Raw genomic sequence first — 13,253 nt, 5'->3', positions numbered from 1 at the left:
TGTATACGCATCTTACAATTATAAAAACCAAAGGAGCTTATTGTGAACGTATGTCTGCTGATTCACGGATTCACAGGAGGAGAGCATGAAGTCTCTCCATTAGCTGAACATTTAGAAGCGCAAGGGTGTAGGGTCAAACTGTTCACTTTACGAGGGCATGGCGGTACGAAAGCCGAGCTTCGACATGCCACTCGTTATGATTGGATCGATAGCGCCGAGACCCAAGTAAAGCAATTGCTCACTACGTCTTCTCACATACATCTGATCGGCTTCTCAACAGGCGCACTCATTGCAGCTCATCTGGTAACAAAATATCCGAATCAGATTCGCTCATTAACGATGCTGGCTGCACCCGTTTTCCCACTCAATCCTCGGCAGATTATTCGAACGCTGTCGAAGTGGCCAATGGTAACAGCATATATTCGCAATCTTTTCGTTGTGCCTTCCCAAGCAACACGTGAATTTTATCGGATCGTTCGCGAATCATTTGCCATCTATCCTCAGATCCAAATCCCTACCCTGATCGTGCAAGGCGATCAGGACCATCTTGTTAAACTAAAAAGTGCTTCGTATCTGGCAAAGCATCTAGGTACGCCGCATACGAACGTAGTGATAATCTCTGCCAGCGGACATCTGGTCTGTTATGCAGAGCGTAAGCACGAGGTATTCGAAGCTGTGCAAGACTGGATCGATACTCATCATGTTACGTAGTGAGAGTGAACGGTATATACTTGAATGTCCATGAGTACTCCTCCTTTGTACTGCATAAACGTATACTATATAGTAGGAGCAATATGTAAACTAGGAATAGAAGCACCTCATTTTACGTAGATATGGTATCGTATATATGTCTGACTGGAATTTGCTATTGTTATTATTATAGAAGAGAACGATTGCCCCATCGTATTCGAACATGGGCACAGAAACGCCACTTCCTTATAGTATAGTAAGGATTATTCTAGCTTGTGGAGGCAATCTCATGGGAATTGTGGAATATTTGGAATCGTTATTTACCCATCATGGCTATCTGGTGTTGTTTCTAGGGCTGCTGCTGGAATTTGTGGCGTTGCCTTTTCCGGGTGAAACGACGATGGCGTATGCAGGTTATTTGTCGTATTTGGAGCATCTGCATTTTGGATGGTTGATTGTATGCGCCTTTGCCGGAACGACGATCGGGATGACGATTACGTATTTTATTGGGAAAAAGGCGGGCTTGCCGTTTATGCGCAAGTATGGCAAATGGATTCTGTTGCCGGAGCATAAGCTGGACAAGGCGCAGAAGTGGTTTAATAAGTACGGGTATACGCTTGTGTTTGTCGGGTATTTTATTCCGGGGGTACGGCATTTTACGGGGTACTTTTCGGGGATTATGAACTATAAGTTTTGGCGCTTTGCGGCGTATGCGTATAGTGGGGCGATGCTATGGGTGCTCGTGTTTCTGCTACTGGGTAAGATCTTTGGACCGCAGTGGAATTTGGTGTTTCACTGGATTCACGAGTATTCGGGCGAAGCGATTGCGATCCTGGTCGGTCTGGTACTGGCAGTAGTGATTGTGAAGTACCGCAGGCAGCTCGGGATTGATCTGGTGAATAAATTTGGGAAGAAGAAGTCGGATGATTCGAGTGGTGAATAAACGAGGATGAATATAAGTAGCAGTGCAGATACCGAGCTTAAATGCCACAATCTGCACTGCTTTTATATTTTTTCAATAGGGCGAGATTAGATTCGACTATACGACTGTAGATAAAATATACTCTTTATGTAACCATAATCATATAAAAACAGGAGGAAAAATAGATGCGATCAAGCCGATATGCAGTACCTTTAATCATTTTTTTGTGTCTAAATCTCTGGACACCTATTCATGTAACAGCAGCCAAAAGCAATACAGTCCATGCACTACAATCTATTAGCTACATACAAGCTTCATCAAGCACATCTTATGCTATTGACCAGAATGGTACAACGTTCACATGGGGACTTGGGAAAAATGCAGGAACTGGTGACAATTATATCCACCTCTCGCCGCTTTCCTTTACAACACCAAGTACACCGTTTAAAGCTATTTCTCCCGGTTCAAGCATATATACAAGTGCTGTTACTGAAAAAGGACAAGTGTATACATGGGGAGTTGAAGATCCAAGTGGTCAGAAGACATCTACTCCTGTACAGATACAAGATCTAACAAGTATTGTTACCACAGCAACCGGAGCAAAGCATGTTCTTGCTCTGGACAAAGATGGACAAGTATGGGGATGGAGATCGAACGCGAGCGGACAATTAGACAAGACAAAAACAAATACTACTTCTTTTTACAATACGCCTGTGCGTTTGTCTGGTTTGAATGAAGTCACAGCTATTGCTGCTTATGACAATTATTCAATTGCTTTGAAAAAAGATGGCACATTGTGGGGATGGGGATCTGTCGATAATACTATAACAGCGCCTACTTTATTGACAAACGGGAAACAGATTATATCTGCCAAAATGAGTTATGAGAAGATTGTTGCTGTTAATAAACAGGGTAAAATATTATATTGGGATTTGTCTTCCAATATGGTTGCTCCCAAAACCTATATATTGAAATTACCAGCCATAGCAACCGATAACAGCTCAACTGGCGTCATCTATGCTATTGCCGATAACCATACTGTATGGAAAATCGATCCTCAAAATAGCCAAACTGCAATAACACAAGTTAGCGGTTTACAGCAAATTACGCAAGTTGCTTCAGGAATCAATTTCACTCTTGCTCTTGATCAAAATGGAAATGTGCATAGCTGGGGTATGAATGATAAAGGTCAATTGGGAATTAGCGATCCGTCTATTTCATCCAGTGCAACACCTGTAATTGTCCAAAAACCAATCATAGTAACATTGAACAATTCGACTATTCGAATGCCTAATGCTCCATTGCTAATCAAAAATGCAGTCTATGTGCCTGTACGCGGACTGTTTGAGAAGATGAATGCAACAGTTGTATGGGATAAAACCAATAAAAACGATGTATCTATTACAGATGGAGATACTGTTATCCGACTGACCAAAGGAAAAAATACCGCCATTGTTAATGGTAAAACGGTATCTCTATCTTCTCCGCCTCAATATGCCAACGAGAGTATTTTTATTCCGTTACGCTTCATTTCGGAGACGATTGGCGCTAAAGTGAATTGGAATAGTGCCAATTATGAGGTGGACATTCATACTGATGGCGTGACTACAACGAATTAACATCTTGTTTTGGCATGTAGAGGTTAATATTTCTTGTTTGAAAGGGGCATTAACGAGGAATTAAAGCAGCAAGTATCTATTGCTGTCCCGTAAATAAAAGAACCTGCCGATGATTTACTCCTGTCGGCAGGTTCTTTTGAATGAGAAGTTATCTTTTGAATGATACTCCAGACTATACAAGACAATATTCAGAAAATGATTCTGCTATCTTGCTATTTCTCAGTATCTAAGAGTTGCTATCCCTCTTGCCCTTGCACCGCTTGAAGCACCTTTTCAATATGCCCCTTCACCTTCACATTACGCCATTCCTGTTGCAGGTTTCCCTCTTCGTCGATCAGGAAGGTGGAGCGTACGATGCCTTCGTATTCTTTGCCATACATCTTCTTCAACTGCCATACACCGTATGCTTCCGCAACGGCGTGATCAGGGTCGGATAGTAGTGAGAATGGTAGCTCGTGTTTGGCTACAAATTTGTCATGGGAGGTGACGCTATCTGGGCTGATGCCTAGTACGACGGCTCCGTATTGCTCGTAACCAGCTGTGCTATCGCGGAAATCGCAGGCTTCTTGCGTGCAGCCAGTGGTGTTGTCTTTGGGGTAAAAGTAGAGCACGACTTTTTTGCCGCGGTAATCGCTCAGGGAGATTTCGTTGCCGCCGGATGCTTCGAGTGTGAAGTCCGGTACGGGTTGTCCAGGTTGCAGTTCGCTCATGGTTATAGCTCCTTTTGAAATAAAATAGGGTATGGAAGATAGTATGCTCTAATCATAGTAGAAAGGGTACGGGATGAAAAGCCAACTGCCATTGCCCGTCTGACATGCGGAGATGCCGAATGCTGAATCATTTGACGATCAGTACCGGGCAATGGGCGCGTTTGATGACTTTGTGGCTGACGCTGCCGAGGACGAGTTCTTGCAGGGAATTGAGTCCACGGGAGCCGATCACGATCAGATCGACGTTTTGCTTGTGCGCATAATCTACAATTGTGGCACCGGGTTCGCCATTTACAGTAGTCAGCTTCGGCTCAATTCCTGCATGACGGAACGTATCAAGAATCGGCTGTACCTTTTCTTGACGGTGGTATTGAATCTCGTCGTGGTTGTGGGATTGCAGCACTTCGTCTTTGATTTTATCGGGTTCGGCGACGAATAACACTTCTACGGTTACCTGCGGATTCAATTGCGCCAGCTGCACAGCTTCACCAGCAGCACGAAGGGAATTATCAGAACCGTCGGCGGCAATCAGAATGTGATTGTACATGATCAACACTCCTATTCAAAGGATGATAGGTGACTTATATTAGCGATCTAACAGATAAGCCTGCATGATTCGCACGATACAATTCACTAGAAAATAACGTGTCCTCTTCTTACTTGTATACCCGCCGAAACGGTTATGTTACACATCAGCTTACTAGCATGACGAAAAAGGGAATTGCTTTGCGATGATGAGGAATCTGTATACTCATTTGAAAAGAACTGCGGGAGTCGATATAATAGCAGGCAAGCAGCATAATCGGAACGGATCTATTACAGCAGTGTCAGAGAAAGATGGAAGTACTATTCTCATCCCCATATCATGCCAATAACTGATCGGAATATTGCTTCAACCGTACATTATGCTAACAAAGTGTATGGATATTGCTATCATCTCTGCACTACCCAATATTTTGCTAAAGGAGGATATCCCATGAAGAAACGAGTGCTCTCTTCCCTGTCTGCAGGCGTCGGTTATGAGACCGCTGTGTTTTTTGCAGCGGGTATTCACGGGATTCCTCTGTCCAAAACTGGATATTGTCGACCGGTGTGCAGGCTTTCTTGGACAGCATCCGCTATGGTTATGTACACACGGATGCCAAAAGAAACCACGGACATGCACACAGGTTAACGCCTGTGAATACACTCGGTATACAGCATGAACGCCGACCACAGGGAGTTGTTGCCTGTGGTTTTTGGCGTGGTGCGTAAGATGCGGCGTACGGGATACGGGATATGATGGTGAGCGGAGTATAGAATAGGATGTATAAAGTGACAGATCGGATGCAATGTGCAGTATAGTCTCAAACATGGCTTATTGGCACATGGCACGACCTACCATCTCTGCCGTACAGATTGATTCTCAACAAGCAAAAGGAGCGATAAAGTATGAAGACAATGATGCAAAATGAAAGCATTCAGGTGCGCTTGGTACAGGTGGACGATGCCGCGCAGCTACTGAATATGGAAACTGCGAATCGCGAGTTTTTCCAGCAGTTTACCGGGGCGCGAGCAGAAACGTTTTATACGTTAGAAGGGCAGCAAGACTTAGCGCGCAAACGGATGGAACGGGCTACGCAGGATGTCGGATACTGGTTTGTGATTATGCAGCGGGAGACGGAGCAGATTGTTGGGTTGATTATGCTGAGTGAGGTTGTGCGGGACAATTTGCAGAGTTGTTGGATCGGGTATTTTCTGGATCATCTGTATAACGGTAAAGGTATCATGACGGCAGCGGTGAAGATGGTGGTGGAGTATGCGTTTGAGGAACTGCAATTTCACCGTCTGGAAGCGGGTGTGATGCCGCATAACATCGGGTCGATTCGAGTGCTGGAAAAGGCAGGTTTTGAACGTGAAGGCTTGGCTCGTAAAAATGTGAAGATTAACGGCGTCTGGCAGGATCACGTAACGATGGGAATTGTGAATCCACGGGACTAATAAATACCTGACTATCTAGCAAAACAAAGCATCCCTTTCGCAGAACTGCTGGTACAACCATTACGGTTGGTGCCAAACCTGTCAGGAAAGGGATGCTTTTTGTGTTGCTTAGAAGGTCAATGCAATACGTACTGTATCGAAGTCACGTTGCGTCAGTGTCGGACGATGTGGATGACGTATCCGATGAGGAAGAAGCTGCATCGGTAGCTGACTTTTCAATCGTGTGCTGGGAACCAATCGCGTTATTCCAACCAGCGTAGCCAGAATGTACCCACCATTGGTCGGTATTCGGCTTCTGGGTGATGGTATAGTCCCAATTGACGTTTTTGTCTTCGACAGAGCCGTCTTCATTGGTACGTTTGTATACTTGTGTCGCAGTTAACTCGATGCTGTCGCTACGTATATCTACAGAGTCGAGATCGATGACAACTTTTTGCAGTTTGTACTTGGGTGAAGAAGTGAATTCGTTCATTTCCCATGTAGCACGGTTGTAGTAATCCGAATCAGGATTCACGTCCTTGAGTGCTTTGGGATTATTGGTGTTGATCGCAGTTGCCAGACTTTCGGATGCGTTGTATACGAGATCTAGCGCTTTCTCAGCAATCGGCTTCTGCAATACTGTATTCAAATCATAATTATGGTCATTGGTCGGTGTGATCGTCAGATCGCCTTTGAGATCGACACCTTGCGCTGTAGTGCTGACGGTAAATTTGGCTTCGGCAGGTGCAGGGAAAATGGTAACATAGTCGCCCTGATCGCTACTTACCGGTTTATCGTTCAGCGTCACCTGTGCATCGCCATCCGGCATAATCAACGTCATCGATTGAATCTTTTGCTGATCAAGATCCGTTTCGTTCATACGAGTAACCTTGAATGCTTTCACGATTCCTTGCGCCGGTACGCTGGCATAGGTGCCATCGATGGTAGCTGTGTAATGGTAAGCTGCTGGCCACAGATCACTTAACGTATCGCTATTGGAGGTTAGATCGCCGATCTGGATGGTCGATTTGACACCTTCTGGCATATAAGACACGTCGTTTCCTACCTCTACTGGTTCAATGTGTACTGACCAGCGGGTGCCGCGCCACGATTGCTCTGGAGCAAAAGTGATCCAGCTAGAATCATTGCTGAGTACTGCTTGCAATTGCTTTTTGATCGCATCGGCAGCGGAGGTGCTATCTTCTTCGTTTATCTTGGCTTCATCCAATGCGTTAGCGATCTCGTACTGATATTCTTCGCGTGTATCTTCGTTTTTGAGTGCTTCGGTGAGCAACGCGATTTTCTGCTGATCGTGCAGCGGTGAATCTTTGTCATCCAGATAGGATGCTAGCTGACTGGCATCGCCTGCATTGACAGCGGCGTTAAGTTTATCTGCTAATTGCTCCGGTGTACCAGGTCCATTCGTCAGACGCAGAATCAGGAACGCTGCCAGCGCTAGCGCCAGTATACCACCGCCGATAAGCAGATTCCGCTTGGCTGCTTTGGATAACGGTGCTCGTGGCACAGGAGTTGTTGCTGGAATATCGGAAGGTGCTAGTGTATCGGCAGTCATGATTGCCGGTTCGTCGTCAGTTGTTTCAGTTCCTTGCTCAAGCTGGTGTCCGCATTGTTTGCAGAATACCCAGTCTTTCTCGGTAGGAGTACCGCAATTGCCACAATACATAGGGATGTCTCTTCCTCTCTAGATCCGTTCAATGATAGATACGTACGCAATCAGAACATATTACGCAGACTGCTGACCATCTCATTGCCAAACGAGTTGAACACCAGTAAGATAGCGACAATCTGAATCAATACGGTACTGCCGATAAACCATACGGCACGCTCGCGCGATAGGCGGAACATCTCAATCCCTGCATACAGTGTCAGCATCAATGAAGAGATCAGTATAGCAAACAGCAATACGAATGAAAATTTCATTGTTACTAGCATGACCAGAGCAGCGACGATCAACGCAGCTCCTGTTACAAATTGCAAGCCGCCAAGCTTCACGAGTGCATCTTTCCAATACAAGCGCTGAGTACCCAGCTTATTGCCAATGAAAAAGACGGCTGCTAGCAAGATCAGCGTCGATACGAGGCAAAGGATCAGCGAGTGCCCGACGATGGACATGGAATCGCTCGCAGAACGGTACGTTTCATCATATTGATCAGCGCCGCCGAAGATGCTGCTCAGCTGACCAATCATTGCTTTGATCAATTGATGTTTGAACGACCATGCCCATAACATAAAGCCGATTAACGATACGGCGATGCCTATGATGCCGTATAACAGGTCACTGTCGCCCCGCAGTTGAAGGGCGGACATTGGATTTTTGAGCAGGTTTAAGATTTTGTGCTTGTCTACTTTGGAGAGCTGTTCTTTTGCGCTAGCGATCATCGGTGCTGCGGATGATGCTGGAGTAGATACGGTTGCCGCCGAAGCGGTTGAAGCTGTTGGCACTGCTACAGATTGCTGTTTGGTCAAGCAAGTATGTACCTCATCTGTTTGTAGTTCTGTACCACATTGTGTACAAAAAGCCATGGTATTGCCCCTTTCAGAATTAGTTATTAAGAACTAGGTATTTATATCTATTTCATACCCGCCGTCCATAATACCATGACTTTTGCAGGATTTCCAACTATTTTTAAATTTAGAAAAAGAAGAAATTAAACTTTGCATGTAAAGATGCTTGTATGCAACACAAAAAACATCCTGTATTCCTGCTTGGCTGCTCACGTATAGCTGTCCAATGAGACAGCCGAAAATGTTGAACATGCCATAGCAGAAATGCAGGATGCTGTTGAATGATTGGTGAGACATAGCAATATTGCGATAAAGATCATCTCTGATCGTCGATGATCAGAACGTAGATGTTGAGCTTAGATTTTGCCGAAATACGTTCTATGAAATACAGTAACAGAACTACGAACCCGCTCCCCGATACCGCTTCACTCCGCTGTTCCAGAACAACAGCGCCGCCGTGAAGAAGATCAGTCCCATCACCGGTGTCATCCATGCCATATTCATCATCTCCGGTCGTTCCAGAAATAAAGCTGCCGGATAAATGCCGACAAAGGCAAATGGCAGTACCCACGTCAGCAGAATCTGAATGATGCGGTTGTAGATCGTAATCGGGTAACGTCCGTAGGTCTGGATATTGACCATGAGCGGGATGATGCCAGTCGGTGAATCGGAATAGAAGGACACCGAAGTCAGAATAATATAAATGCCCGCGTAGATCAGCGTCGAGCCAATTGTCATCAGGATCAGGGCTGGAATATACCACCATTCCATCTCCAAACCGAGTTGCCCGCCGCTCCAGATCATGATAATCAGTCCAATCGCCGAGCCAATCAGCGATGGCGGATCAAGATTTTCGAGAAAAATCTGGAACAGGCTATGTGCCGGACGAGTGAGGATGCGATCCATCTCCCCTTTGACAATATAACGGTCGCCAAAATTCCACAGATTGATAAAGCAGCTATACAATCCATACGGCACCATAAAGTAGCCATATACAAATACCACTTCTGCCTCGGTAAATCCGCCCAGCGTCTCTGTATGTGCAAACACAACGAAGATGAAGATCAGATTCGTTGCCTGAAACAGCAGATCGGAGATCACTTCCACCCAGAAGTCGGCGCGATAGGTTAATCTTGTTTTCATATAATTCGTAAAATATTCCCAAATCAGTCCGGTATAATACGACATGCGCATCTCCTCACCCTCCCTGCACGAACAGTCGCACCCGGGCGGCGCGCCATACGATGATCATCGGCACTAGCAGGATCACAAACCAGATCACCTGAATGCCGAGCACTTCCAATATCCCCGTTCCAGCGATGCGTCCCGTAAACACCGAACTTGGCAAATACGTAATCGCCTGAAACGGCAAAACATTCATAATGGAAACAAGCCAGCCTGGGAAGAAGCTGATCGGAATGAGCAAGCCGGAGAATAGATCGACCACGACTCGTTTCATGCGCATCAGACCGTCATTATTTTCGATAAAAAATGCCATCAGCCCGACGAGAATATTCAGCTGCGTATTAATCAAAAAGCTGAAAAATAGCATCACCAGAAAGCCCACCCATGATACCGGACTGGTTGGCAACTGTACCGGAAACAGCAATACCGCAATGATCATACCCGGAATCATAAACAGCGAAAACCGGAACAGCCCTTCGCCAAAGCCCTGCATCATCTTCACCAGCAGGTAGTTGTATGGACGGATAAACTGAATCGCAATGGTGCCATCCCGAATCTCGGTCGCAATCTCCCGATCCAGATTGTTAAAATAAAACGCTCGCGCCATCCACGACACCGCTACATACGTGGTCATCTGAGCAGCGGTAAAGCCCGCCAGCTCTTCTTTGCCCCCGTAGATCGCTTGCCAGGTAAAATAGTACACCCCGATGTTGAGCGTATACACCAGAATACCAGAGTAATAATTGACCCGGTACGCCAGCATCGTCAAAAAACGAATACGGATAAAATCCCAGTACAGACTAGACATGCAGCGTGCCTCCCGGCTTCTCCGCCGAACCAGAGCTATAAATCTGACGAACGATCTCATCCGTACTCGTCTCGGAAATCTGCACATCCGTCACCTGCGTTACGGACAGCACACACGAGAACAATTCCGATACCGTCAGCTCTGCCGGTACAAGGGCAGTCGCCACCAGTTCACTCTCCTGTGTCCATGTTACCGGCAAGCCCGTTGTCCACTGCTGGAGCTGAGCATGCTGCACATTCTCGCCAAACTGGAATCGTACTTCGCGTCCGCGCCCCCAGCGGGATTTCAATTCATCCAAGCCGCCATCGTAAATGATACTGCCTGCATCCAGCATAATGACCCGTGAGCAGAGCGCTTCGATATCCTGCAAATCATGAGTTGTCAGCAGAATGGTCGTGCCCTGCGTACGGTTCAATTCTTTGAGAAATTCGCGAATCTCCGATTTCACGACGATATCGAGTCCAATCGTCGGCTCGTCGAGGAAAATAATCGATGGATTGTGCAGCAGCGCCGCTACCAGCTCGCAGCGCATCCGCTGACCGAGACTAAGTTTGCGTACCGGACGACTAAGCAGCTCCTGCAATTCCAGCCGCTCCACCAACTCATCCAAGCGTGTACGGAAGTCGTGCTCAGACACCCGATACACTTTGCGCAGCAATTGGAACGACTCGATCACGCCGATGTCCCACCATAGCTGACTACGCTGACCGAATACGACACCGATGCCTTGTACGAATTTCTCGCGTTCTTCGTACGGCACGTAGCCGTTGACCTTGATATGACCGGATGTCGGCACCAGAATGCCGGTTAGCATCTTGATAGTGGTCGACTTGCCCGCACCATTTTCGCCGATATATCCGCAGATTTCGCCCTGCGGAATACTAAAATCAATATCGTTAACAGCTGTGACCTCATGATACTGACGCGCAAATAAATCCTGTAGTGCGCCTTTCAAACCACCACGACTTTGCTGAATCTGAAACGTTTTGCGTAATGCGTTCACTTCAATCGCCTGCATGTTGTTCTCCTTCTTGTGTACCGGCTCTCTGCCGGTCATTTGTGGGTACAGCGATTGCTGTTGTTTGCCGGATTGAGACCGGATTGTAACCGTTCTGCTCTTTTTTTCGACATTTCCTCGCACTATCATATTCAAAGGGGCAGGGATTGACAGATGCTGACCTGCTTGTTCCATCGAGATGTCACAATTGATTGTTGTCTGAAAAGAAATTATAATGTACGGGTGTTGTGAAGACAATGCTAAGCTTCACGCCTTTACCCGCCTGCATTGCGCAGAATGTATGGCTACAGACAACCATCGACAAACCGATAACACTGAATATGAGGTACAGCCTTATACATCGTGAACCTTATCTTTGAAAGGAAGAACGTGCATGAATTTGAAAACAAAGCGCACGCTGCTTTGGAGCCTGATTATCGTCGCTGTGGCGATTATCGGCTACGCCATTTACTATTTTACCGCAGTTTACAACCAGATTGGCGCTCTCCAAAAAACGGGAGACGCTTCTCCCTTCAAAAATCTACCGACCAATACCGCTGTGGCTGCTGAGCCGCCGGCATGGGAAGGCACCGAGCCGGTCAACATTTTGCTGATGGGCGTTGACTCGCGCAGTTCGGATGACGGAGAGATTCCACGCTCCGATACGATGCTCGTCGCCTCGCTTGATCCAGTAAAAAAGACGATCCATCTGTTCTCCATCCTGCGTGATACGTACGTGGATATTCCCGGACACGGGGAAAGCCGCATTAACGCCGCGATTACGCATGGTCCGGATACCGCGATGAAGACGGTTAGTGATCTACTCGGCATTCCGGTGCAATATTACGTCTATACTGACTTCCAAGGATTTATTAAGCTGGTGGATGCAGTAGGCGGTATCGACTACACCGTTGAAAAAGATATGCATTACACCAGTGTAGCCGACAAACATGAATACGATATCGATCTGAAAGCCGGTGCGCAGCATCTGGACGGCAAAACGGCGCTGGAATATGTACGTTTCCGCCATGATGCGATGTCAGACTTTTCCCGTACCGAGCGTCAACGTGCCTTCCTGACAGCAGTCGGTGATAAGCTGAAATCGACTACTTCGATCATGAATCTGCCAGACATCCTCAACCAGGTGAATCCGTATATCGATACGAATCTGAGTGTAGATGATCTGTGGAAACTCGCCAGCGTGGCATATGATAGTAATATGAGTGGCAGCGAGCAGCTTCCGCCGAATGACTTGCTTGCTGAGAAGCATGTAGGCGGCGCTCAAGTGATCGGCGTTAGCAGCGAAGAGAAGCTGAAGCAATTCGTACAGGATAGCTTGAACAAAACCACAACTGAGCCGACTCCAGTATCAAGTAACGGTCAAACTGGCACCAACGAAGATAGCACTTCGTCTGGCAGCTCTACATCTGGAAGTTCAAGCAGTAGCAGTACGACCGATCCAGAGAGCAGTACTGGTTCTTCCAGCACGTCGGGTACTTCATCCAGCTCTAGCAGTGGATCGTCGTCCACGTCTTCCAGTTCGAGTTCATCCAGTAACTAAAATGGGACTAGAATCCGATGCAGTATAGGAAGCAGAATCCGCTATATGAAGTACTATAGTATCGGATATGGTAACTGTACTGCTGGATGGATATCATCGCGATGCCTCAGGATGTAGAGAGAACAAGACTGACGGCGTATACCTGGCATTCTACTTCATATTATCTTTTCAACAGGGCGTATCATTGTAAATCATGAATTGTTATTGTATTCATTCCATCGCTTCATTTCGCGATATCCAAGGAAGCTTTCTTCACGAAAGCTTCCTTTTTTCATG

13 protein-coding genes are annotated in these 13,253 nt (G+C 46.5%); 6 read left to right on the top strand and 7 right to left on the bottom strand.

Translation table 11 applies throughout. The features are described from left to right. Positions 1-42 precede the first annotated feature (42 nt). The 3 genes from ACE3MZ_RS02880 to ACE3MZ_RS02870 all read left to right on the top strand — a co-directional run bounded on the left by ACE3MZ_RS02880 (position 43) and on the right by ACE3MZ_RS02870 (position 3,231). The gene (locus ACE3MZ_RS02880; RefSeq protein ID WP_411345050.1) at positions 43-711 is read left to right on the top strand and encodes an alpha/beta hydrolase; all 669 of its coding nucleotides are present in this window, start codon (positions 43-45) and stop codon (positions 709-711) included. A 268-nt stretch (positions 712-979) separates the two neighbouring features. Beyond that, on the top strand, positions 980-1,633 hold the full coding sequence (locus ACE3MZ_RS02875; RefSeq protein ID WP_411345049.1) for a DedA family protein: 654 nt from the start codon (positions 980-982) through the stop codon (positions 1,631-1,633). A 164-nt stretch (positions 1,634-1,797) separates the two neighbouring features. After that, on the top strand, positions 1,798-3,231 hold the full coding sequence (locus tag ACE3MZ_RS02870) for a stalk domain-containing protein (RefSeq protein WP_411345048.1): 1,434 nt from the start codon (positions 1,798-1,800) through the stop codon (positions 3,229-3,231). 236 nt (positions 3,232-3,467) lie between these two features. On the opposite strand, the gene bcp is transcribed toward ACE3MZ_RS02870, so the two are convergent. Beyond that, positions 3,468-3,941 (bottom strand): thioredoxin-dependent thiol peroxidase, encoded by a 474-nt coding sequence (gene bcp / locus ACE3MZ_RS02865; protein ID WP_411345047.1) that lies wholly within the window; start codon positions 3,939-3,941, stop codon positions 3,468-3,470. Between the two features lie 127 nt (positions 3,942-4,068). Further along, a complete protein-coding gene (locus tag ACE3MZ_RS02860) occupies positions 4,069-4,488 on the bottom strand; it encodes a universal stress protein (RefSeq protein WP_411345046.1) in 420 nt (139 codons plus the stop codon). A 429-nt stretch (positions 4,489-4,917) separates the two neighbouring features. Between ACE3MZ_RS02860 and ACE3MZ_RS02855 the strand changes: the two genes are divergently transcribed. Both ACE3MZ_RS02855 and ACE3MZ_RS02850 read left to right on the top strand, forming a co-directional pair. Continuing rightward, complete coding sequence (locus ACE3MZ_RS02855) at positions 4,918-5,115, top strand: hypothetical protein (protein WP_411345045.1); 198 nt, start codon at positions 4,918-4,920, stop codon at positions 5,113-5,115. Between the two features lie 257 nt (positions 5,116-5,372). After that, positions 5,373-5,921 carry a GNAT family N-acetyltransferase gene (locus tag ACE3MZ_RS02850; RefSeq protein WP_411345044.1) on the top strand — a complete coding sequence of 183 codons (549 nt, stop codon included), beginning with the start codon at positions 5,373-5,375 and terminating at the stop codon, positions 5,919-5,921. A gap of 142 nt (positions 5,922-6,063) precedes the next feature. Here ACE3MZ_RS02850 and ACE3MZ_RS02845 read toward each other — a convergent pair whose 3' ends face one another. The 5 genes from ACE3MZ_RS02845 to ACE3MZ_RS02825 all read right to left on the bottom strand — a co-directional run bounded on the left by ACE3MZ_RS02845 (position 6,064) and on the right by ACE3MZ_RS02825 (position 11,437). After that, positions 6,064-7,584: a hypothetical protein gene (locus tag ACE3MZ_RS02845; protein WP_411345043.1), complete on the bottom strand. Its 1,521-nt coding sequence runs from the start codon at positions 7,582-7,584 to the stop codon at positions 6,064-6,066. A 50-nt stretch (positions 7,585-7,634) separates the two neighbouring features. Continuing rightward, on the bottom strand, positions 7,635-8,387 hold the full coding sequence (locus tag ACE3MZ_RS02840; RefSeq protein WP_411345042.1) for a hypothetical protein: 753 nt from the start codon (positions 8,385-8,387) through the stop codon (positions 7,635-7,637). 438 nt (positions 8,388-8,825) lie between these two features. Next, on the bottom strand, positions 8,826-9,614 hold the full coding sequence (locus ACE3MZ_RS02835) for an ABC transporter permease (protein ID WP_411346679.1): 789 nt from the start codon (positions 9,612-9,614) through the stop codon (positions 8,826-8,828). 10 nt (positions 9,615-9,624) lie between these two features. Continuing rightward, positions 9,625-10,419: an ABC transporter permease gene (locus ACE3MZ_RS02830; RefSeq protein ID WP_411345041.1), complete on the bottom strand. Its 795-nt coding sequence runs from the start codon at positions 10,417-10,419 to the stop codon at positions 9,625-9,627. Continuing rightward, the gene (locus tag ACE3MZ_RS02825) at positions 10,412-11,437 is read right to left on the bottom strand and encodes an ATP-binding cassette domain-containing protein (protein WP_411345040.1); all 1,026 of its coding nucleotides are present in this window, start codon (positions 11,435-11,437) and stop codon (positions 10,412-10,414) included. The genes ACE3MZ_RS02830 and ACE3MZ_RS02825 overlap by 8 nt, the downstream gene beginning before the upstream one ends. 373 nt (positions 11,438-11,810) lie before the next feature. On the opposite strand from ACE3MZ_RS02825, the gene ACE3MZ_RS02820 reads away from it, so the two are divergent. Continuing rightward, the gene (locus ACE3MZ_RS02820) at positions 11,811-12,977 is read left to right on the top strand and encodes an LCP family protein (protein ID WP_411345039.1); all 1,167 of its coding nucleotides are present in this window, start codon (positions 11,811-11,813) and stop codon (positions 12,975-12,977) included. The last annotated feature ends 276 nt before the right edge of the window (positions 12,978-13,253 follow it).

It is taken from the genome of Paenibacillus sp. WLX1005 (assembly GCF_046603685.1).
Taxonomy (GTDB): Bacteria; Bacillota; Bacilli; order Paenibacillales; family Paenibacillaceae; genus Saccharibacillus.
The sequence above is the reverse complement of the archived record's forward strand: the minus strand, read 5'-3'. Positions and strand labels throughout refer to the sequence as shown.